The sequence below is a fragment of the Leifsonia sp. McL0618 genome, from assembly GCF_049994905.1.
In the GTDB taxonomy this organism is placed as follows: Bacteria; Actinomycetota; Actinomycetes; order Actinomycetales; family Microbacteriaceae; genus Diaminobutyricibacter.
In genome coordinates this window covers 2968029-2989136 of record NZ_CP188258.1, presented here as the reverse complement: position 1 = coordinate 2989136, position 21108 = coordinate 2968029, and the positions used below count along the sequence as shown (strand labels likewise).

Annotated in this window: 20 protein-coding genes; 5 read left to right on the top strand and 15 right to left on the bottom strand. The window is 67.5% G+C overall.

What is annotated here, in order from left to right; translation table 11 throughout:
* Nucleotides 1-12: 12 nt before the first annotated feature.
* The gene (locus ACPPVQ_RS14410) at nt 13-750 is read left to right on the top strand and encodes a LysR family substrate-binding domain-containing protein (protein ID WP_426515783.1); all 738 of its coding nucleotides are present in this window, start codon (nt 13-15) and stop codon (nt 748-750) included.
* 47 nt (nt 751-797) lie between these two features.
* Nucleotides 798-1199, top strand: coding sequence for a DUF6855 family protein (locus ACPPVQ_RS14405; protein ID WP_426515782.1), 402 nt, complete (start codon nt 798-800; stop codon nt 1197-1199).
* An 18-nt stretch (nt 1200-1217) separates the two neighbouring features.
* Here ACPPVQ_RS14405 and ACPPVQ_RS14400 read toward each other — a convergent pair whose 3' ends face one another.
* The 6 genes from ACPPVQ_RS14400 to ACPPVQ_RS14375 form a co-directional block, all read right to left on the bottom strand.
* Entirely contained in the window at nt 1218-3206 is a 1989-nt protein-coding gene (locus ACPPVQ_RS14400) for an amino acid transporter (protein ID WP_426515781.1), read from the bottom strand.
* 59 nt (nt 3207-3265) lie between these two features.
* On the bottom strand, nt 3266-4762 hold the full coding sequence (locus ACPPVQ_RS14395) for an SDR family NAD(P)-dependent oxidoreductase (RefSeq protein ID WP_426521282.1): 1497 nt from the start codon (nt 4760-4762) through the stop codon (nt 3266-3268).
* A 235-nt stretch (nt 4763-4997) separates the two neighbouring features.
* The gene (locus ACPPVQ_RS14390; protein WP_426515780.1) at nt 4998-5582 is read right to left on the bottom strand and encodes a hypothetical protein; all 585 of its coding nucleotides are present in this window, start codon (nt 5580-5582) and stop codon (nt 4998-5000) included.
* Nucleotides 5583-5629: 47 nt separating this feature from the next.
* Nucleotides 5630-5929 (bottom strand): DUF6510 family protein, encoded by a 300-nt coding sequence (locus ACPPVQ_RS14385; protein ID WP_426515779.1) that lies wholly within the window; start codon nt 5927-5929, stop codon nt 5630-5632.
* A complete protein-coding gene (locus tag ACPPVQ_RS14380; RefSeq protein WP_426515778.1) occupies nt 5926-6651 on the bottom strand; it encodes a ferredoxin reductase in 726 nt (241 codons plus the stop codon). The genes ACPPVQ_RS14385 and ACPPVQ_RS14380 overlap by 4 nt, the downstream gene beginning before the upstream one ends.
* 14 nt (nt 6652-6665) lie before the next feature.
* A complete protein-coding gene (locus tag ACPPVQ_RS14375) occupies nt 6666-7259 on the bottom strand; it encodes a sulfite oxidase-like oxidoreductase (protein WP_426515777.1) in 594 nt (197 codons plus the stop codon).
* Between the two features lie 97 nt (nt 7260-7356).
* On the opposite strand from ACPPVQ_RS14375, the gene ACPPVQ_RS14370 reads away from it, so the two are divergent.
* Entirely contained in the window at nt 7357-7608 is a 252-nt protein-coding gene (locus ACPPVQ_RS14370; RefSeq protein WP_426515776.1) for a MoaD/ThiS family protein, read from the top strand.
* Nucleotides 7609-7624: 16 nt separating this feature from the next.
* Here the strand turns inward: ACPPVQ_RS14370 and ACPPVQ_RS14365 are convergent, their stop codons facing one another.
* Genes ACPPVQ_RS14365 through ACPPVQ_RS14325 form a run of 9 tightly spaced genes read right to left on the bottom strand, consistent with a single transcriptional unit; the run spans nt 7625 to nt 16517 of the window.
* Nucleotides 7625-8746 carry a sulfate/molybdate ABC transporter ATP-binding protein gene (locus tag ACPPVQ_RS14365; RefSeq protein WP_426521280.1) on the bottom strand — a complete coding sequence of 374 codons (1122 nt, stop codon included), beginning with the start codon at nt 8744-8746 and terminating at the stop codon, nt 7625-7627.
* A gap of 40 nt (nt 8747-8786) precedes the next feature.
* Complete coding sequence (locus tag ACPPVQ_RS14360; RefSeq protein WP_426515775.1) at nt 8787-9620, bottom strand: ABC transporter permease; 834 nt, start codon at nt 9618-9620, stop codon at nt 8787-8789.
* Entirely contained in the window at nt 9595-10419 is an 825-nt protein-coding gene (gene modA / locus ACPPVQ_RS14355) for a molybdate ABC transporter substrate-binding protein (protein ID WP_426515774.1), read from the bottom strand. Before modA ends, ACPPVQ_RS14360 begins: the two co-directional genes overlap by 26 nt.
* Before the next feature lie 4 nt (nt 10420-10423).
* Nucleotides 10424-10828 carry a TOBE domain-containing protein gene (locus ACPPVQ_RS14350; RefSeq protein WP_426515773.1) on the bottom strand — a complete coding sequence of 135 codons (405 nt, stop codon included), beginning with the start codon at nt 10826-10828 and terminating at the stop codon, nt 10424-10426.
* A gap of 50 nt (nt 10829-10878) precedes the next feature.
* Nucleotides 10879-11292: a molybdenum cofactor biosynthesis protein MoaE gene (locus ACPPVQ_RS14345; RefSeq protein WP_426515772.1), complete on the bottom strand. Its 414-nt coding sequence runs from the start codon at nt 11290-11292 to the stop codon at nt 10879-10881.
* The gene (moaCB, locus tag ACPPVQ_RS14340; protein ID WP_426515771.1) at nt 11285-12376 is read right to left on the bottom strand and encodes a bifunctional molybdenum cofactor biosynthesis protein MoaC/MoaB; all 1092 of its coding nucleotides are present in this window, start codon (nt 12374-12376) and stop codon (nt 11285-11287) included. The genes ACPPVQ_RS14345 and moaCB overlap by 8 nt, the downstream gene beginning before the upstream one ends.
* A 27-nt stretch (nt 12377-12403) precedes the next feature.
* Complete coding sequence (locus ACPPVQ_RS14335) at nt 12404-13621, bottom strand: molybdopterin-binding protein (RefSeq protein WP_426515770.1); 1218 nt, start codon at nt 13619-13621, stop codon at nt 12404-12406.
* Between the two features lie 27 nt (nt 13622-13648).
* A complete protein-coding gene (locus ACPPVQ_RS14330; protein ID WP_426515769.1) occupies nt 13649-14890 on the bottom strand; it encodes a ThiF family adenylyltransferase in 1242 nt (413 codons plus the stop codon).
* A 40-nt stretch (nt 14891-14930) separates the two neighbouring features.
* On the bottom strand, nt 14931-16517 hold the full coding sequence (locus ACPPVQ_RS14325; RefSeq protein ID WP_426515768.1) for a molybdopterin-dependent oxidoreductase: 1587 nt from the start codon (nt 16515-16517) through the stop codon (nt 14931-14933).
* A gap of 83 nt (nt 16518-16600) precedes the next feature.
* Between ACPPVQ_RS14325 and ACPPVQ_RS14320 the strand changes: the two genes are divergently transcribed.
* Nucleotides 16601-19273 (top strand): DEAD/DEAH box helicase, encoded by a 2673-nt coding sequence (locus ACPPVQ_RS14320; protein ID WP_426515767.1) that lies wholly within the window; start codon nt 16601-16603, stop codon nt 19271-19273.
* Between the two features lie 108 nt (nt 19274-19381).
* A complete protein-coding gene (locus ACPPVQ_RS14315) occupies nt 19382-20992 on the top strand; it encodes a carboxylesterase/lipase family protein (protein WP_426515766.1) in 1611 nt (536 codons plus the stop codon).
* Nucleotides 20993-21108 lie beyond the last annotated feature (116 nt).

Below are 21108 nucleotides of genomic sequence, written 5' to 3'. Positions count from 1 at the left end.
TACCCTCGACACATGGCACCGGGAACTTTCACCATCGCGTTCCCGCTCGGCGTGACGGTCGGAAAATGGACCCGTGTCTTCGAGGAACGGCATCCGGATGTGGAGCTCTCCGTGGTCAGGGAGCGCCCGGATGAGCTGCGAGTGCGCCTCGATCTCGGCGAAGTCGACCTCGCGTTCGTGCGCCTGCCCATCGACGTCGACGGCTTGCACGTGATCCCGCTCTATGCCGAGAACGTCGTCGCCGTCATGCACCACGAGCACGTGCTGACGCTGGAGAAGAAGCTGTTGCTGGCCGACCTCGACGATGAGACGTTCGTCGCGCCTCCCGCCGACGATGAATGGGACGAGACGCTGATGCGGCGCATCGCGGAAGGCGCAGGGGTCGGCGTCGTGCCGCAGTCCGTCGCCAAGGCCCTGCGCCGGCGTGATGTCGTCGCCATGCGACTCGAGGATGCCGCGCCGGCCGAGGTCGCCCTCGCCTGGCCCCGGGATTCGGAGAACCAGTGGGTGGACGAGTTCATCGGCATCGTCCGCGGGCGCGCGGCTCACAGCTCCCGCAACCCCGATGTCGCGGCCGCGGAGGCCGCAGACGCACGGGAGAAGAACGCGGCCAAGTCGCGGCCTGCAACGGGTGCAGCCGGCCCGGGTAAGGCACGTGGCGGTTCAGGAGGTGCGCGACGCTCGACAACGAAAGGTTCGAAGGGGTCGTCGCACGGCGGACGTGGTGCGGGCAGGCGCGGTCGGCGTTAGCCTTGAGCTGGTCGGACCCGACCGGCCGCTGAGCAGGGGAGCGCGAGATGGCGCAGGGAACCAAGGACGATCCGTGGGTGCTGAAGACGGCGCCGGGAACGAGCGAGTACACCATGTACCGCGACGAGAGCGCCGACCCGCCCGCACTCGTCTGCCAGGTCGGCTCGACCAAGCTGCTCTACCACCTCAGCGCCATCGACGATCTGCAGGCGTGGCTGGTCGCACAGGGCGACTGGGTCCCGCTGGGCGCCGCGGACGAACAGAAGCCCGCAGGCGCGGGGACGGTCGAAGCCTGGGGCCGCGACGAGGGCAATCCCGTCGGCGGCTGGTACGGCCTGCGCAAGGGTTATCGCGGTCGGTTCGGAATGTACCTGCCGCCGCTGCTCGAGCGGCTCGGATACGTCGAACTCACGCACGACGCGCGCAACAACTCGGTGCGGGCGATCTGACCCTCCGCCGTCCGGCCGTCAGCTGACGTGCACGGCCGGACGCCGCTTGACGTCCCTCTCCGCTTCGCGCAGCACCTCGCGGGTCACCGGTGCGACCTCGCCTCCTCCGGTGATGAGGAAGCGGAACATGTTCGAGATCGGGTTGCCTTCAGTCCACTCGAAGTAGATCGTCGGGACGACGCCGGTCACATCCCGGATCTCCAGCAGCACCGCTGCGATCGTGTTGGGGACGTTGCCGCTGCGCACCTGCAGCACACGGTAGCCGTGCTTGATCACGCCCTCGACGATGAGGTCTTCTTCGAAGTCGGACGAATCGGACGGGTAGACCTCGAGGAAGATCGTGCGTGCCCGTTGCGGTATGTGGCTGAAACGGCGTTCGTCCTTGTTCTTCTCCGCGTATTCCTTGTCGGTGTCCACGTCCGGTTCATGCGAGATGATCCGGATCTCGCCCTCTTCGGCGTCCTCGAGCACGAAGTCGAGCGCGCCGACGTCGAGGGTCACACTCGTCGCACGCAGCTGGAAGGACCGGCCGACACGGGAGACGAGCGAGATCACCAGGATGCCCAGGATGAACAGGCTCGCGATCCGCAGGCCGTCTGGCCGCTCGATCATGTTGTCGATCGTCGTATAGATGAAGACGACGGAGATGATCGCGAACGCGATGGTGCGGTTGCGCTGGCGCTTGCGCCTGGCGGACAGGGTCACGGCGATGGATGCGGAGGTGATGAGCACCAGCACGCCGGTCGCGTATGCGCCGCCCTGTGCATCCACGTTCGCCTGGAAGACGAGCGTGATGATGAACGCGATCGTCGTGAAGACCAGCACCAGGGGTCGCACGGCGCGGGACCATTGCGGGGCCATGCCGTACCGCGGAAGATACCGGGGCACCAGGTTGAGCAGGCCGGCCATCGCCGAGGCGCCCGCGAACCACAGGATCAGGATCGTGCTGATGTCGTACACCGTGCCGAAGCCGTTGCCGAGGAACTCGTGTGCGAGGTAGGCGAGAGCACGGCCGTTCGCTGGGCCGCCCGGCTGGAAAGCACTTTGGGGGATCAACAGCGTGGTCGTGAAACTCGAGGTGATGAGGAAGACGCTCATGATGATCGCGGCCGTGCTCAGAAGCCGTCCTGCGCCGCGGATGCGCCCGCGCGGGTACTCGGGGTCGTCGTTCGGTGCGCCTTTGATCTGGGGCATCACTGCGACGCCGGTCTCGAAGCCGGACAGGCCGAGCGCGAGGCGGGGGAACACGAGCAGGGAGATGCCGACGATGATCAGCGGATCGCCGTGCGAGGTGGTGAGTGCCGTCCACCAGTCGGTGACCGCGAGCGGGTGGGTGAAGACCTCGCCGATGGACACCCCGACTACGATGACGTTCAACGCGAGGTAGATCGCGACGAGGACCACCGCGATCCCGATCGCCTCCCGGAACCCCTTGAGGAACACAGCTCCCAGCAATGCCAGCAGGAACAGTGTGATACCGACCTGGTTGCCGTGGAACCACGCCGGAGCGAACGGATTCTCGATCGCGTGCGCGGACGCATCCGCGGCCGACAGCGTGATCGTGATCATGAAGTCCGTCGCCGCGAATCCCAGGAGGACCAGGACGAAAAGCTTTCCTGCCCACCACGGGAGAAGGCGTTCGAGCATTGCGATCGAGCCGGAACCCTTGAAGCTTTCGCGCGCCACACGGCGGTAGACGGGCAGTGCGCCGAGCAGCGTGAGCGCCACCAGCACGAGTGTCGCGAAGGGCGCGATGAGCCCCGCCGCGAGTGCCGCGATCGCCGGCTGGTAGCCCAGGGTCGAGAAGTAGTCGACACCCGTCAGGCACATGACCTGCCACCACGAGTGCGTACGCTCGGGAGTCTGCCCGTGCGGGCCCTGGTGCTGGCCGCGTTCGTCGACGATGCCCTTCAGCAGCCAGTAACGGAACGGGCTCAGCTGGCGTCGGGGAGGCGGAATGTGCGCCTGTCCGGGAACCGGTGTGGATTCCGCGGGAGTGGTGGACATCTGCATCCTTCTTCGCGTTGCGCGCGGTTGCGCACAATCAGATTAGCGTTCCCGCGAGGTCACCATGCCGAGACGCGGTAGTCCTTCAGGAAGACGCCGTGGATGTCCTCGCCGGACTCCCCACGGACGATCGGATCGTAGACCCGCGCTGCGCCGTCCACCAGGTCGAGGGGCGCGTGGAAGCCTTCCTCAGCCAGGCGCACCTTCGTGAAATGGGGACGCTCGTCGGTAATCCATCCCGTGTCGACGCTGGTCATCAGGATGCCGTCGGTCTCGAACATCTCACGGGCGCTCGTGCGGGTGAGCATGTTCAGGGCAGCCTTCGCCATGTTCGTGTGCGGGTGGCCGGGGCCCTTGTAACGACGGCCGAAGACGCCCTCCATCGCCGACACGTTCACAACATAGGAGCGGTGGGATGCGGTCGCCGCCATCGAAGCGCGAAGTCGGCTGATCAGCAGGAACGGCGCCGTCGTGTTGCAGAGCTGCACCTCGAGCATCTCCAGTGGATCGACATCTTCCACGTTCTGGGTCCAGCTGTTCACGTGGTTGATGTCGGGGACGAGTCCGCCTGCGTCGATCGCGCTGCCGTCGGCGTGACGCGCCAGCGACGACGAGCCGGGGGCCATCGCGAGCGCTGCCAGGTCATCCGCTGTCAGCACCGGTGCCGCCGAAGCGGCCACCGTGCCCGCGAGGGACGCGACCGACAGGATGGGGTGGCTGGCGACGGATGCTTCGAGCGCCTGCGGGTGCGGATCGTTCGTGTGACCGAAGGTCTCCATCTCAGGGAGCGGGCCGTCCGGGAGGGGCTGGGTCTCCGCATCCGCAAGAAACGAGTACGAACCGGGGGAGCGGCGGACCGTCTGGGCGGCGTTGTTGATCAGGATGTCCAGCGGGCCCTGCGATGCCACCGAATCGGCGAGTGCGACCACCTGTGCCGGATCGCGAAGGTCGATGCCGACCACACGGAGGCGATGCAGCCACTCCGGTGCATCCGGCAGGGAGGAGAACCGCCGGACCGCATCGCGCGGGAACCGGGTGGTGATCGTCGTGTGGGCGCCGTCGCGGAGCAGCCGGAGCGCGATGTGCATGCCGATCTTCGCGCGTCCGCCTGTGAGCAGGGCGCGTTTGCCCGTGAGGTCTGTTCGGGCGTTGCGCTTCAGATGACTGAATGACGCGCATTCAGGGCAGAGCTGGTGGTAGAAGGAATCCACAACCGTGTAGTGCTTCTTGCAGATGTAGCAGGCGCGGGATTTGAGGAGCGTGCCGGCGGTCGGTGCGCTCGTTGAAATCGCGAGCTGGACACCGCGGGTCTCGTCGTCGATACGGTCGGGTGCGCCGGTCGCCGTTGCCGCCACGACCGCGCGGTCGGCGTCCTGTACGGCGTCACGGAGTTCGCGGCGGCGAGCCTTCTTGACCGCCTTGAACATGTGTGCGGTTGCGCGACGGACGGTGATGAATTCGTCGCTGTCCTCGTCGAGATCCTGCATCGCGGCCAGGACCCGGAGGGTCGTGGCGAGATCGACCGGGTCGATCGGCTGCGCTGGGGTCGCGGGAATCGGCGGAGTCGGCGCGGTCGCGGTATTCGCCGGATTCGCTGGGTCGGTCGGGTCGTCGGGTTCGGCGGGGGTCTCGTGCAGCACCGGAGGAGTCTACTCGCGCCCTGCTGAATGGGCCCGTGGGCGTGACCGGGGGGATTTGCCGAGTCCTCCACAGGCGGGGGTACGGAGTAGCCGTTCACTGATGACCACGCGCCATATCTTGACGGAGGCGCAACGTCTGGCGCCGCCGGGGTCAGAACATTCCAGATGCGCCGGGCCGTAGACGAAACGCGAATCCGCAGACCAGCGGGGCAACAATCTGACCGATTTTCATGAGTATGACGAGTGGGACGAGTTGCAGTCCGGCTGCTAGGGGGAGCAGAAGGTAACAGATGACGCCAACGATGGCGGCGATGATCGCCGTGCGCAGCCACAGGCGGGCTGGCATAACGGTCCGAAGGAGCCTGAGTGGCCTGAATCTAAGGCTGGCTGAAAGGCGTCCTGCCCAAAGCAGAAGGAGCCAGCCTATTGCCAGCAAAAGGCCGGCAATGATGAGCGATACAATTCCCGTCACGAAGTATCGTTCGACGGCCTGCGGCGTGAGATCGCGATAGGCAAGGTAACCGAATATCCATAGCCCGACAGCGGCCAGGATAAGTAGAGACACCGCAACGACTGAAGACGCAGGCTCAGCGCGTGACCCGATATTTATCGCACCGAAGGCCTCGATCGCAGCGAATGCGACCAGGATCAGCGGCGGAAACAACCAATCGCGAACCCGGTATGGAACACCAGCGGGCACGTCCAATGCAGGATTGGCCGCTGCATCGTCTTCCACCTGTGCACACTACCGCGCGGTACGCGGTGATCCTCGCGGAGGGACAGTCAGGCGAAGATTTCCAGAAATCCCAGCCCGCGCAGATCCAGGCAGGTGGAATGATCCGTTTCGACGATCCGCACGAGCACGCTTTCACACACGGCGCATCTCAGCACCATGCCGTGGTCATCCGGGTACAGCCGGGAAGCAGCTACGACCGCCTCGTTCCCGCAGTTCACACACCGGCCACGGGCACTGGTGACGTCTGCAGAGAACACAGACGAAAGCATGCCGGCGGCGGCGTTGCCGTCCATGTAGTCCTTGCGAGGGAAGTCCTGCCGCTCGAAGTCCTCGACCATCTCGGTCATGATGCTCCTCCGATCCCGCCATAGCGTTCGGTCTTGATGCGATCGGGATCGTGTCCGGCCTGCACGAGCCAGTCGGACACGGTTTCGACGAACCCGGTCGCTCCACAGATGAAGAAGGCGGGATTCTCTGAGGCGGGAAGGATACTGCGGGCGAGAAGGTCCGCATCCAACCGTCCAGGCGGCGTCGACCACCCTGGAGGGGCGACACGGGTGTACACGAATGTAAGGTCGAGGGGCGCGGCCGCTCCTGGCATGGCCAGCTGGGCGAGCTCGTCACGGTAGAACACAGCGTCAGGGTTGCGCACGGAATACAACAGCCTGAACGGAGCGAGACTCCGCGAAGCGGCATGTGCGCGAATCATCGACATCAGAGGCACAACCCCGGAACCGCCGGCGATGAGCTGGGTGGGCGAGGCGTCTTCGGCGTGCCAGACGAACCAGCCGCCGACAGGTCCACGGATTTCGAGTTGGTCGCCGACCGAGACACCGTGGACGAGATAAGGGGAGACCTCGCCGTCGGCGAGCTCCTCCACGGTGATCTCCAGTTCATCCGATGCCAGCGCAGACGCAACGGAATACGACCGCACGGCCTGGTAGCCGTCCGGCGCGGTCAGCCGAACATCGACATGCTGGCCGGGGAGGTGCCCCATGAGCTTCGGCACGCGCAACCGAAGCGTGCGGGCGTTCGAGGTCTCCTCGTGCACGGCGACGACATCGGCCACCTTCCAGCTGCTGCCTACCAATAGCGTTCTTCTCGCCAGGGATCGCCGTACATGTTGTAGCCGTTCTGCTCCCAGAACCCGGGCTCGTCGCGGCGCAACATTTCGAGTCCGCGAACCCATTTGGCACTCTTCCAGAAGTACAGGTGCGGAACGAGCAACCGCGCCGGACCGCCGTGCTCCGGGGCGAGATCTTTGCCGTCGAACTGGTGCGCGACCCAGGCTTTGCCGTCGAGCAGATCTTTCAGCGGAACGTTCGTCGTGTATCCGCCGTACGAGTGCGCCATGGTGTACTCGCAATCGCTATCGACGTTTTCGAACAACGTGTCGAGTTTGACGCCGCGCCAGCTGGTGCCCAGTTTCGACCAGCTGGTGACGCAGTGGATGTCGGTGCTCACGTCGTCCTGCGGCAAGGCCATGAACTCGTCCCAGCTCCACCGGTAGACCTTGCCAGTCTCATTGGTGATGGTGAATTCCCACTCGGACCTGGCGACCTTCGGGGTGGGGCCGGCCGAGAGCACCGGGAACCCTTCGGTCAGGTACTGTCCTGGTGGCAGGCGCGGGTCGTCGGTACGTCGACGACCGAGGAAGCCGTTCGAGATGATTCCCATGGTTCGCTCCTCATGGCGAGATGACGTGTGTCGCGTGGTGCGCTGCGGAACAATCGCAGCTTATTCGCACGTGCCGCCGCCGGTCTATGGTGAAGGTGTGACGCAGACGACAGTGACGGTTCGCTATTTCGCGGCGGCAGCGGATGCGGCAGGACGCGAAGAAGAAACGATCGCGCTCGAGGAGCCGACTGTCTTCGCCCTTCGCACCGCGCTCGCGAGCCGGTATGGGGAGCCGATGGAACGGGTGATGCGTTCGGGTTCGTTCCTGGTGGATGCGGTCGTCAGCCGGGATCCGTCGCGCACGATCCGGAAGACGGTGGATGTTCTGCCTCCCTTCGCGGGCGGCTGAACGTCGGTCACACGGTTCAGGCGGGGTAGAGGTCCACGTCGGCCGGAGCGAACCAGAGTACGACGGGCGTGCCGGGCGCGAGGTCGAGGTCGGCCACCCGACCGGGTGTGACATCGGCGGAGAGCCATTCGGTTCGGACACGGACGAGGTCTCCGTGGGGTTCCAGATCGCGAACGGTGGCGACGACGGAATTCATTCCGTCCGGGACGACAGCCGATCGACCCGGGTCACGGATGTCCACGCGCACGGCCGACGGCCTCAGTGCGGCCGTGACCCGGGAATCGGCGCCAAAGCCGGCTGCTGATCCGCTTGGCGAACGCGCGGCCACACTTCCGCCGCCGACGGTGACACTGCGTGATTCGACGGCCGAGATCGCGACGCCTTCGTCCGTGATGAGGCCGGCAGGAGTGCGTCGGCCGGTCAACAGGCTCACACCGGCAAGCTGCGCGGTGAACGCTGCGCGAGGCCGTTCGAGCACGTCTCGGGTGGGCCCCTCCTCGACGACCCGTCCACCGCCGACGATGACGACCCTGTCCGACAGGAGATACGCATCAAGGGGGTCGTGTGTGACGACGATGACGGTGCGGTCCGCGATGACGCGTCTGAGCATCCTCCGGATCGTGGGCGCGACGGCGACGTCGAGGGCGGCGAGCGGCTCGTCGAGCAGCAGCAGTTGCGGTTCCGCAGCGAGAGCACGCGCAATGGCGACGCGCTGCGCCTGACCCCCGGAGAGTTCGCCCGGCTTCCGGTCTGCGAGTCCGAGGGTCTCGGTTTCGGTCAGCCAGTGCTCGGCGCGTGCCGCGGCATCCGCACGCGAAGCACCGGCGCTTCGTGGACCGAAGGCGACATTCGCGCGCACGGTGAGGTGCGGGAACAGCAGCGGTTCCTGGGCGAGGAGTACAACGCCGCGACGGTGCGGTGCCAGCCAGGTCGGGGGCTCAGCGGAAAGGTCGAACAGAACGCGCTCACCGAGGCTCGCGCGACCGTCGTCAGGCCGGATGAGTCCGGCCAGCACTCCGAGAAGGGTCGACTTTCCGGCGCCGTTCGGTCCGAGCACGGCGAGGGTCTCCCCGTCGGCGACATCGATGGAGATATCGAAGTCGCGTGACCGCAGACGGGCATCGAAGCTGACGGTCACCGGGCATCCCGCCCGGGCATCCGGCTCAGCGACCGCTGCGTCACTGTGCATCCCTCAGCCGGGCGCGCGCGGGTTCAGCAGCACCGTGGGCGACCGCGACGACGATGATGGCGACGACGACGAGAACGAGCGAGAGGGCGACAGCGGCATCCGGGTCGGTCTCGCGCTGCAGGTAGATCTCGAGGGGCAGCGTTCGCGTGACACCCTGGAGGCTCCCGGCGAAGGTGAGGGTTGCACCGAATTCGCCGAGGGCGCGGGCGAACGAGAGTACGGCGCCGGACACGACGGCCGGGAGCACGAGGGGGAGGGTGACTCGCCACATCACGGCGCTCGGACGCGCACCCAGCGTTGCGGCGACCGCCTCGTAGCGTGTGCCGGCCGTTCGGAGCGCACCCTCGAGGCTGAGGACGATGAACGGCAGTGCGACGAAAGTCTGGGCGAGGATCACGGCCGTGGTGCTGAATGCAATGGTGATGCCGAGCACGTCGAACGTCGACCCGAGCAGGCCACGCCGACCGAACAGGTACAACAGCGCGAGACCGCCGACGACCGGGGGGAGCACGAGGGGGAGCAGTACGAGTGCCCGCACGATCCGCTGGCCGCGGAAGGTGGTCCTGGCGAGCACGACAGCCATCGGCACACCGAGCACGATACAGAGAACGGTTGCGACCAGCGACGTCCGCAAGCTCAGCAGCAGCGCATCGATCGCCGACGGCGAGGTGATGAGGGGGATGAAGTTCGACCAGTCCACCCTGGTGACCAGGGCGACCAGCGGGAGAACGATGAACAGTGCGCCGACGACGGCGATGACGACGACCCAGCGGGGGACACCGAATCGCTCCGTCGTCCTACGGCTTGCCGAAACCTGCGACACTCAGCACCTTCTGCCCTTCGGGGCCGGTGACGTACGTGACGAAGGCGTCGGCGACCTTGCTGTCCGGCGCCCCTTTCAGCACGCTGATCGGGTAGACGTTCATGACGCCGCCGGCTTCGGGGAACGGAACGGATTCGACACTCGATCCGGCGCCTTTCACATCGGTGACGTAGACGATTCCCGCATCCGCTTCACCCGAACTCACTTTCCCGAGCACATCGGTGACCGCCGATTCCTGACTGACCGGATGCAGGGTCACCCCGGTCGACTGTTCGACTTTGACCGTCGCGGCACCGCACGGCACCTGCGGGGCGCAGACCACGACCTTGACGCCGGGCTTGGCGAGATCGTTCCAGCCGGTGATCTTCGCGGGATTTCCGGGAGGCACGGCGATCGCGAGCACGTTCGTCGCGAAGTCGACGGGAACTCCGGCGGCACGTCCGGCATCCGTGACCTTCTTCATGTTGGTCTGGTCTGCTGACGCGAACACATCGGCGGGGGCGCCTTCCTTGATCTGGGAGACGAGGTCGCTCGACCCGGCGAACGAGAAGCTCACTGTCGTACCCGGGTGCGCTTTCTCGAAGTCGGCACCGATCTCGGTGAACGTCTTCGTCAGCGAGGCGGCGGCGAAGACGGTGATGGATCCGCTGAGGGCTGACGTCGATGCGGCAGGAGCCGGAGCGTCTCCGCCCGAGGAGCACGCGGTCACGCCGAGCAGGGTGGCCGCGGCGAACGCTGTAGCCCCGATGAGGACGCGTAGCCGGTGTCCGGCACCTGTCACTGCATGTGTCGCGCGCATCCGTTCAGTCCTTTCCCTGCGGAGTCTCGATGATGACGGTGGTCGCCTTGACGACGGCGATCGCGACCGAGCCCGGTTCGAGACCGAGTTCGCGAACGGCTTCGCTGCTCATGAGGGAAACGACCCGGTGGGGCCCGCACTGCAACTCGACCTGCGCCATGACGGTGTCCATCAGGATGTTCGTGACCAGGCCGACGAAAGTGTTGCGAGCGGAGCGTCCGACCTCCGAGGGATCGGTGGGGAGCACGGCGTTGCTTCTGGCGAGTTCGGCGAGTGCCAGGCCGTCGATGACGGTGCGTCCGGCACCGTCGCGACTGCTCTCGAGGGTTCCCGCCTCGATCCACCGCCGGACGGTGTCGTCACTCACTCCCAGGTACAGCGCGGCATCCCTTACCCGTATTTGCGGCATAAATCACATCGTATGACCGAATCTGCTGATGCGGGAGGAATCCTTGCGACCTAGAGACCGACCCACTCCGAGACGCCGTCGGCGAAGTGCTGGCGTTTCCAGATCGGTACGTCGGTTTTGATGAGCTCGACGAGGTCGGCGCACGCCGCAAAAGCCTCCGCGCGGTGCGGTGCGGCGACGACCGCGAGGAGGGCCAGGTCGCCGACGACGAGCGAGCCGACGCGGTGGATGGCCGCGACAGGCAGGCCGGTGCGATCGGAGACGGTGCGACAGCAGTCGAGCAGGAACCGCTCGGCGTCGGGATGCGCCTGGTATTCGAGGAGGGAGACCCCGCGACCGCCGTCGTGGTCGCGGACGATCCCCTGGAAGCCGACGATGGCACCGTTCGCCGGCGAGAGCACGACGCTGTCGAGTTCGCCGGGCCGGATGGGTTCTGCGGTGATCCGCGCGACGAGGTCAGTCATGGTGCTGACCGTAGTGCGGGTGTGACGGCGCGGACTCATCGTGCTGTGCTGGGCCGGAGACCTGGTCGACGAGATGGGCGAGCATGCCGTCGAGCACGTCGAGCCCATCCGCGACACCGCCGCGCGAACCCGGAAGGTTGACGACGACCGTGCGGCCGGAAGTACCGGCCAGCCCGCGACTCAGGGCGGCGGCCGGGGTGCTGGCGAGTCCCCGGAAACGGAGGGCTTCGGCGATGCCCGGCAGCTCGCGATCGAGAACGGCAGCGGTCGCCTCGGGTGTCGCATCGGTGGACGATACGCCGGTACCGCCGGTCGTGATGATGACGGATGGCTGCTCACGAACGGCATCCGCCAGCGCGACCGCGATATCGGCGTCGGCGACGACAGAAGCAGGCGCGGTCGCGAACCCTCGGGCCGCGAGCCAGTCCACGATGACGGGGCCGGTCGTGTCCTCACGTTCGCCGGCGGCACCACGGGTCGACGCGACGAGCACCCGCGCGGTCCGCGGGCCCGCCGGCACAGGTGCTGCGGTTGCATCCGCGCGCCCGCGCTCCCACCGGCCGCGCTTCCCGCCGCTCTTGAAGTCGAGGCGGATGTCCGTGAGCGTCGATCCCGGATCCACGGCCTTGATCATGTCGTGCAGCGTGAGACCGGCGATCGCGACCGCGGTGAGAGCTTCCATCTCCACACCGGTACGTCCGGTGGTCCGGGCGATCGCTTCGATGTCGATCGTGGAGTCGCCCAGCTCGAAGATCACCGTGACGCCGGTCAGCGGCAGTGGGTGGCACAGTGGGATGAGATCGGAGGTGCGTTTCGCCCCGGCGATCCCGGCGATGCGTGCGGTGGCGAGCACATCCGCTTTGGGGAGCCCGTCGGCGCGGACGAGCGCGACGACCTCTGCAGTGGTCTGAACCCGTCCGCGGGCGATCGCGACGCGTGCCGTCTCGGGTTTTCCGCTCACATCGATCATGCGCGCGCGGCCCTCGTCGTCGACGTGCGAGAGGCTCACTCCCTGGGTTCGCGCTTCGCTCGTCCGCGCGGCCTGCCCCAGGTCGTCGTGGCCCCGGTCGTCGTTGTCGCTCACATCGTGCTCCTCACAGGTTCCATCCGCTTACAGGTACCAGACGGTGACGGTCTCGCCGACCTCGAGGTGTGTCGTCTCGAGGGGGATGTCGATGAGCACATCCGCCCGCGCCATGGCGGCGACGAGGTGCGAACTCGGACCGGACGCCAGCGCAACGGTCCCGTCGACGCCGGTGATCCCCCGCAGGAACTGGCGTTTGCCGTGGACCGACACGATCGGTGACACGAGCGTTCGAGTCCCGGTGCACTCGGCCGGCAGACCCGAGATCCGCCGCAGCAGCGGCGCGAGGAAGACGGCGAACGAGACCTGCGTGCTGACCGGGTTGCCGGGAAAGCAGACGACCGGAACACCGTCGACGACGGCAGTGCCCTGCGGACCGCCCGGCTGCATCGCGATCGATCCGACGGATGCCCCGAGCGGCTCGAGCACCTCCCTCACGACCTCGAAAGCGCCTTTCGAGACGCCACCGGAGGTGATGACGAGGTCGGATGCGCCCACGACGTCGTCGAGGATGCGCCGGAAGGTGTCCGGATCGTCGTCGCTGCTCTCGGCGACGGAGACGACGGCACCGGCCTCGGCGATGCCGGTTGTCAGGGCCACGCGGTTGGCGTCGAAGATGCGGCCGGCGGCGAGCTCTTCGTCGTGTGCGACGAGTTCGGCACCGGTGGTGATGACGCCGACCCGCAGCCGCCTGCGCACATCCACGTCGGCGATGCCTGCCGCAGCGAGCGCAGCGAGGTGCCGGGGTGCGAGCCGGGTACCCGCAGCGAGCAGGAGGTCGCCGCGTCTGAGGTCGCTGCCGCGCTCGCGGACGTACTCCCCGGCTTTCCGGCTTCGCGAGATGGTCACGATGGCCCCGTCGAGGGCGTCGTCCCTGCCGAGTACGAGCTCTGTGTCTTCGACGGGGACGACCGCGTCGGCACCGGTCGGCATCGGTGCGCCCGTCATGATCCTGAGCGCCGTACCCGCGATGAGGGTGACCGGGGTCGCGTGCCCGGCGGGAATATCGCCGGTGACTTCGAGGGCGATCGGCGTCGAGACCACATCGGCCGCCCGCACGGCGAACCCGTCCATCTGCGAGTTGCGGAACAGGGGGAGGTCCACGTCGCTGTGGACGTCCGCTGCGCTCACCCGGCCGAGGGCGTCGAGCACTGCGACCGGCTCGGCGCCGAGAGCCTGGATCACCGGGGCGACCAGCCGCTCGATGAGTCCGGCGTGGTCGTCGACGGTGGCTGAGGGCGTCATGCGTTCAGTATCGCGCAGACGGCGCGGTCAGTACCGCGTCATCTCCGGGTCGATCTCGCGCGCCCAGGCGTCGATGCCGCCCACGAGCACGACGGTGTCGGCGACGCCCGCTTCGATCAGGAGCCGTCGCGCCATTTCGGCTCGCGGCCCGTAGTGGCAGTAGATGACGACGCTCGCATCCCGCAGGGCGGTCGCGACGCCTTCGGCGTCATCGTCGAGGTCGGCCTGCAGCTCGCCGAGCGGCACGAGGGCCGACCCGGGGATGGAGGCGAGCTGCGCCTCCCACGGCTCGCGCACATCGATCAGTGTGATCTTCTCGCCCCTCGCGAGGAGCTCCTGCAGCTCCCGGTTGCTCACACCGCCACCGGTCCGTTCGGCCAGCGACGCCACTCCGGCCGACGAATCCGGCTGAGCGTCGATACCGCAGAAGAGCTCGTAGTCGATGAGGCCGGTGATCGGCTCGGCGAGCGGGTCGCGCTCATAGCGCACCTCGCGGAACGTGCCGCGGAGTCCGTCGTGCACGATCGCACGGCCGAGGAGCGGTTCCCCGATGCCGGTGACGAGGGCGATCGCCTCGGTCACCATGAGACCGCCGATGACGGTGCAGACCGACGGCAACGCGCCTGCTTCTGCGCAGCTGGGAACCGACCCGGGCTCGGGCGGCACGGGGAACAGATCGCGGTAGGTCGGGCCGTACTGCGCCCAGCTGAGGCCCACCTGGCCGCCGAATTGGTGTACAGCACCCCAGACGGCGGGGATGCCGGCGAGCGTCGCCGCGTCGTCGACGAGATAGCGGGTCGGAAAGTTGTCGCTCCCGTCGAGCACGAGGTCGAATTCTTCGAAGAGCTCGAGCGCGTTGGTGGAGTCGAGCATCGCACCGACGGCGACGACGCGCGTCTCGGAGTCGAGGCCGGTGATCGTGTCCCGCGCCGATGCGACCTTCGAACGCCCGACATCCGAGGGGGTGTGCAGGCTCTGGCGGGGCAGGTTGCTCGTTTCGACCGCATCCGCGTCGACCACACCGATCGTGCCGAAGCCGGCCGCAGCGAGGGCCGGGATGACCGCACTCCCCAGTCCGCCCGCGCCGATCACAAGAACCCTGGCCGCGCGGATGCGTCGCTGAGCTTCGTCGCCGAAGCCGGGGAGTGCCAGCGTGCGGGAATACCGTTCGAGTCGTGCAGCCGACAGCACCGGTCCGGGCCCGACGAGGGGTCCCGGGCGCATTCCGGGCGCCGCAGCTGGCTCGGCGTGCGAAGACGTTTCGGTCATGTCGTCCACCCTACGTTTCGTCATCCGCCGACGTGCGCGGTCAGTCGACCGACACCGAGATCTCGTGCAGTCCTGTGGCGCCGTTCGGCACCACATCCTGCACCTTGGCCGTCTGCACTTTGCCGTTCGCGTCGGTCGCCCGCACGCGCAGGGTGTGGTGTCCGGAGCCGGCCGGCCACACCCACTTCCACTGCCGCCACGTGTCGGCCGAGATCGCGTCGGCCAGCGTGGCTTCGTTCCACGACCCGTCGTCGACCTGGACCTGCACGCGGCTGACCCCGACATGCTGGGACCAGGCGACGCCGGCCACGACGACGTCACCCGCTTTGACGTTCGCCCCGCCGGACGGAACGTCGATGCGGGACGAGAGCTTCACCGGCCCGCGCTCGGACCAGCCGCGGTCCGTCCAGTACGACGTGACTTTGTCGAAGCGTGTCACGTCGAGTTCGACGACCCACTTGGTCGCCGAAACGTACCCGTACAGGCCGGGGACCACCATCCGCACCGGGTAACCGTGCTCGAGCGGGAGCGGCTGGCCGTTCATGCCGACTGCCAGGATCGCGTTGCGCTCGTCCGTCAGCGCTTCGAGGGGGGTGCTCGCCGTCCAGCCGTCCTGGCTGCGCGACAGCACCATGTCGGCGTTCGCCGACGGCTTCGCCTGGGCGAGCAGGTGACGGATGGGGTAGCCGAGCCAGGTCGCATTGCTGATCAGGTTCCCCCCGACCTCGTTCGATACACAGGTGAGGGTCGTCGTGCTCTCCTCGAGCGGGAGGGCGAGGAGCTGGGCGAAGCTGAGCTCCACCTCGTTCTCGACCATCCCCGTGATCTTCAGCTTCCACGTCGACGGATCGATCCCCGGGATCTGCAGGGCGGTGTCGATGCGATAGAACTGCGCGTTCGGCGTGATGATAGGCGAGAGACCCGGCACGGGGAACGACGCACCGGCAGGGATGGGCGGCGCGGGCACCGAAGGCGCCGGGAGGTGGAACGACGCCCTGGCCGTCGTCGCCGCCCGGTATCCGGCCGAGATGACCTGGCCGAGCACGATGCCGACCACGCCCAGCACGGCCGCCGCCCCGGTCGCACCCACGAATTTGCGTCGGCTGACGCTTCCCCGCGGCGCGACACGTGTGGGCAACGTGCCGTGAAGCATCCGGATGAGCACGGTGAGCAGCACGGCTGCGACGATCATCGCGACGAGGGACGGCACGGCGTCCCAGAGCGAGGCGGATGACCGGGTCAGGGCCGCGAGCACCCCGAGCGCGCCACCGGCGACGATCACGATGCGTCCCCACGGTGGCCGGCGGTCCTCGACGATTCCCGCAGCACCGGCGCCGACGAGGACGACCAGCGCGAGGCTGATGATCAGCACCGCCTTGTCGTTGGTGCCGAAGACGGAGATCACCGCCTCTTTGAGCCACCCGGGCACCAGGTCGATGACGGCCGCGCCGACGACGAGGATCGGGCTGCCGTTCTGGGCGATGAACGAACTCACCAGCTCTGCCGCGCCGAGTCCGGCGAGAACGGCGGCGACGCCGACCGCAGCCGCGAGCCACCACGGAGCGCGCGGGGGAGGCGGCTGAGCCGGAGGCGCCGAACTCTGCGCGGGGGAGTCACGCACGACCATGCACTGAGCTTACGAGCGAATGCTGTGCTTACGACGTGGATGCTGTGCGCTCCTCGTGCATTGCATGACAGTCTTGGAGCACCATGGCCGACGCCCGCACCCTGCCCCGCACCCTTTCCGTCTTCGACATTCCTTCTCCGGCCGACGCCAGCGCACGCGGCGAGGGGGGATTCGACGAAGATGCGGTGTACCAGGCGTTCGTCGACTGGGTCGAGGCAGGCGGCATCAGCCTTTACCCGGCGCAGGACGAATCGGTCATCGACATCGTCTCGGGTGCCAACCTGATCCTCAGCACCCCGACCGGGACCGGCAAATCGCTGGTTGCGGTCGCCGCGCACTTCACGGCGCTGGCCCGCGGCATCCGCACCTTCTACACGGCGCCCATCAAGGCGCTCGTCTCCGAGAAGTTCTTCTCGCTCGTCGACATCTTCGGAGCGGAGAACGTCGGCATGATGACCGGCGACTCCGCGGTGAACGCCGATGCTCCGATCATCTGCTGCACCGCGGAGATCCTCGCCAACCTCGCGCTGCGCCAGGGGGCGGAGACCCCGGTCGGGCAGGTGGTGATGGACGAGTTCCATTTCTACGCCGACCCGGATCGCGGCTGGGCGTGGCAGGTGCCGCTGCTGACCCTGCCGAACGTGCAGTTCGTGCTCATGTCTGCCACGCTCGGCGACGTCACGGCGCTCGCCGACGACCTCACCCGCCGCACAGGCCGCGAGACGGCGACGGTCACCGGTGTCGAGCGACCCGTGCCGCTGCACTACTACTACGAGACGACGCCCGTGCACGAGACAGTGGAGGACCTGCTCAGTACAGGCCAGGCACCGGTGTACATCGTGCATTTCTCCCAGCTCGCGGCGCTGGAGCGGGCGCAGGCCCTGTCGAGCGCGCGCATCGCCAGCCGGGAGCAGAGGGATGCGATCGCCGACCTGATCGGCGAGTTCCGCTTCACGACGAGCTTCGGTAAGACCCTCTCCCGGTTGATCAGGGCCGGTATCGGCGTGCACCATGCCGGAATGCTCCCCAAGTACCGGCGCCTCGTCGAGCAGCTCGCCCAGCGCGGTCTCCTCCGCGTCATCTGTGGAACCGACACCCTCGGAGTCGGCATCAACGTCCCCATCCGCACGGTGCTTCTGACGGCGCTGACCAAATTCGACGGTGTGCGCATGCGGCAGCTCAACGCGCGCGAGTTCCACCAGATCGCCGGCCGCGCCGGGCGGGCCGGCTACGACACGGCGGGCACCGTGGTGGTGCAGGCGCCCGAGCACGAGACCGAGAACCTGAAGGCGATCGAGAAGGCGGGCGACGACCCGAAGAAGCGGCGCAAGATCGTGCGCAAGAAAGCTCCGGAAGGCTTCGTCTCCTGGGGTGAACCGTCGTTCCACAAGCTCGTCGATGCGCAGCCGGAGACCCTGACATCCAGCATGCAGATCACGAGCGCGATGATCATCAACGTGGTCGCTCGCGGAGGAGACGTCTTCGCGCACGTCCGCGCCCTGGTGTTCGACAACCATGAGCCGTGGCGACGGCAGCTCGCCCTCGCCCGGCGCGCGCTCGGCATCTACCGCACGCTGCTGACGGCGGGCGTTGTCGAAGTGGTCGATGGCCCGGACGGGCTCAAGAGCATCCGTCTCACCGTCGACCTGCAGCCGAACTTCGCACTGAACCAGCCGCTCTCACCGTTCGCGCTCGCCGCATTCGAGCTCCTCGACCCCGGCACGGAAGCCGCACCGAACCCGAGTTATGCGCTCGATCTGATCTCCGTGGTCGAGGCCACCCTCGACGACCCGCGCCCGGTGTTGTCGGCCCAGCAGTTCGCCGCTCGCGGTGAAGCCGTCGCCGCCATGAAGGCCGACGGTGTCGAATACGACCAGCGCATGGAACTGCTCGAAGAGGTGACGCATCCGAAACCCCTCGACGAACTCCTCACCGCCGCTTTCGAGACGTACGCGAGCAGCCAGCCGTGGGTGAACGATTTCGAGCTCAGGCCGAAGTCGGTCGTGCGCGACCTGTACGAGCGGGCGATGACTTTCGGCGAGTTCATCGCGTTCTACAAGCTCGCCCGGTCGGAGGGGGTGGTGCTGCGCTACCTGTCGGACGCCTACCGGGCGCTCGGCCAGACGGTGCCGTCCGACCTGCGCAACGACGACCTGCGCGACATCATCGAATGGCTCGGCGAACTCGTGCGTCAGGTCGATTCGAGCCTTCTCGACGAGTGGGAGGAGCTCGTGCACCCCGACTCGGCCAGGCATGCGGCCGAAGCGGCAGCGATCGCACCGCCGGTGCCGAAGAACGTCACCACCAACCGTCGCGCATTCCTGGTGCTGGTGCGCAACGAACTGTTCCGCCGGGTGCAGCTGGCCGCGCTCGACAAGTTCGAGGAGCTGGGCAGGCTCGAGGCGGAGGCGGCGACGCTGTCTCCCGCGGGCGCAGGCGGCGAAACCGCGCCTTCACCAGGCGCTGCCCTGCCGAGCCCGGCATTGCCGAGCTTCAGCGCGCTCGACTGGGCGGATGCGCTCGAAGCGTATTTCGCTGAACACGACGAGATCGGCACCGATGCCGACGCACGCAGCTCGGCGATGATCGTCGTCGACGAGACGCCCGCGATCTCCGAAGGAGTATGGAGGGTGAGGCAGATCCTCGACGATCCGGAAGGCGATCACGACTGGGGGATCTCGGCCGACGTCGACCTCGCTGCGTCGGCGGAGGCCGGGGTCGCCGTCATCCGCGTACGTGCTGTCGACCGGCTCTGACCGGGCCGAGGCTGACCGGGCCGACTCGACCTGCGGCGCCCGGAGTGTGGGTCGATTCATAGGCGATGGGGGACGCACCATCCGGTGCCCGCGGTCTAATCTCGAAGGGTGACCGTCGACACGCGTACCAGCTCAGCACTCGACGTGCCCGTGACCGGCGGTGTCGTGCGCGGCATCAGCGAACGGGGAGTGGATGCCTGGCGCGGCATCCCGTACGCGGAACCGCCGATCGGGCGGCTGCGCTTCCGTGCGCCCCACCCGGTCGTGCCCTGGGAGGGCGTCCGCTACGCCGCCGAGCACGGCAAGGTGTCGCCGCAGGCCCACCGTGGGCAGTTCCTCGGCGCGAAACCGGGGACGCCGATGGGAGAGGACTGCCTGACGCTCGAGGTGCTCCGTCGCGCGGGCGGGTACGCGGAGCCGGCACCCGTCATGGTGTTCATCCACGGCGGCGCATACAGCGTCGGGTCGGTCGGCTCGGTGCCGCACAACGGCGAGACGCTGGCGCGACGTGGTGGTGTCTTGTATGTGGCCATGAACTACCGCCTTGGCGCGCTCGGCTACCTCGACTTCACCCGCTATTCGACGCCCGAACGACCGTTCGAGAGCAACCTCGGGTTGCGCGACCAGGTGGCCGCGCTCGAGTGGGTGCGCGACAACATCCGTTCGTTCGGGGGTGACCCCGGCAACGTGACGGTCTTCGGCGAGTCGGCGGGCGCGAACGCCGTGACGACGCTGATGACGACCCCTGCTGCGCGCGGCCTGTTCCACCGGGCCATCGCCCAGAGCGCACCGCCGAACGCGCTCTACCTCCCGGACCTGACGGCGAAATGGGCCGGTGAATTCGTGGAACTGCTGAGCGCGGAGGTCGACGACGCGAGTGTCGAGTCCACCACCCCTGAAGATGCGGTGACCCTGCTCGAACACGCGGACATCGGTGCCATCGTGCGCGCGACGACGGCACTCCAGCTGCGCACGCCCGACGAGAACCCGGGGACGATCTGCCTGTGCCCGGTGATCGACGGCGACTACCTGCCGATGCGACCGCTCGATGCGTTCAAGAGTGGGGATGCGCATCCGGTTCCCCTGATCATCGGAACCAACGACCGCGAGGGGTCGCTGTTCATCGGTCGGCTGGACATTCTCGCGACGTCGCCCGCCCGCATCCGTGCGATCTTCTCGCGAACCCGCAAGAAGACGCGCAAGGCCATCAAAAGGGAGTACCCCGGCCTGCCGGAACGCCGGCCGGCGGCCGATTTCGGCGGCGACTATTCGTTCTGGTACCCGAGCATCAAGGTGGGCGAACGGCATGCGCAGTTCGCTCCGGTGCACTTCTACCGGTTCGACATCGCTCCCCGGCTGATCCGGATGCTGGGCTTCGACGCCACCCACGGCCTGGAGTTGTTCGCCGTCTTCGACCGGATGGACTCGTTGTTCGGGCGTGCGATGACCGTGATCGGCGGCCGGAAGGCATTCATCGCGGCCGGTGAACGGATGCAGCGGCGCTGGCTCGCCTTCGCCGCGACCGGCGACCCGGACGGACCGCTGCCCGCGGAGGCGGAGATGAAGCCGGGTCCCCGTGATCCGGCGTGGCCGCGCTACGACGCCGCGACGGACGACGACTACCGCCTCACATTGATCATCGACCGCCGTGACCGGATCGAGTCCGACCCCCGCGCCACGAAGCGCGTGGCGTGGCAGGAGTTCGTCCCGCACGTCTGAGTCCGAGTTTGACCATCCGGGCGCGCCGTGTGAGTATCGTCGTGGTCGGCGAACGGCGCCGGTCTGTTTTCCTGAAATCCCGGTGAATCACGCCCGGTATCCACGAGAAGGGCGCT

Excerpts from the sequence above, each read along its gene's own strand:
- modA (WP_426515774.1), bottom strand. The coding sequence starts at position 10,419 with ATGCGCGCGACACATGCAGTGACAGGTGCCGGACACCGGCTACGCGTC.
- ACPPVQ_RS14375 (WP_426515777.1), bottom strand. The coding sequence starts at position 7,259 with ATGGGAATCATCTCGAACGGCTTCCTCGGTCGTCGACGTACCGACGAC.
- ACPPVQ_RS14345 (WP_426515772.1), bottom strand. The coding sequence starts at position 11,292 with ATGACTGACCTCGTCGCGCGGATCACCGCAGAACCCATCCGGCCCGGC.
- ACPPVQ_RS14410 (WP_426515783.1), top strand. The coding sequence starts at position 13 with ATGGCACCGGGAACTTTCACCATCGCGTTCCCGCTCGGCGTGACGGTC.
- ACPPVQ_RS14330 (WP_426515769.1), bottom strand. The coding sequence starts at position 14,890 with ATGACCGAAACGTCTTCGCACGCCGAGCCAGCTGCGGCGCCCGGAATG.
- ACPPVQ_RS14405 (WP_426515782.1), top strand. The coding sequence starts at position 798 with ATGGCGCAGGGAACCAAGGACGATCCGTGGGTGCTGAAGACGGCGCCG.
- ACPPVQ_RS14400 (WP_426515781.1), bottom strand. The coding sequence starts at position 3,206 with ATGTCCACCACTCCCGCGGAATCCACACCGGTTCCCGGACAGGCGCAC.
- ACPPVQ_RS14325 (WP_426515768.1), bottom strand. The coding sequence starts at position 16,517 with ATGGTCGTGCGTGACTCCCCCGCGCAGAGTTCGGCGCCTCCGGCTCAG.
- ACPPVQ_RS14335 (WP_426515770.1), bottom strand. The coding sequence starts at position 13,621 with ATGACGCCCTCAGCCACCGTCGACGACCACGCCGGACTCATCGAGCGG.
- ACPPVQ_RS14350 (WP_426515773.1), bottom strand. The coding sequence starts at position 10,828 with ATGCCGCAAATACGGGTAAGGGATGCCGCGCTGTACCTGGGAGTGAGT.
- ACPPVQ_RS14385 (WP_426515779.1), bottom strand. The coding sequence starts at position 5,929 with ATGACCGAGATGGTCGAGGACTTCGAGCGGCAGGACTTCCCTCGCAAG.
- ACPPVQ_RS14320 (WP_426515767.1), top strand. The coding sequence starts at position 16,601 with ATGGCCGACGCCCGCACCCTGCCCCGCACCCTTTCCGTCTTCGACATT.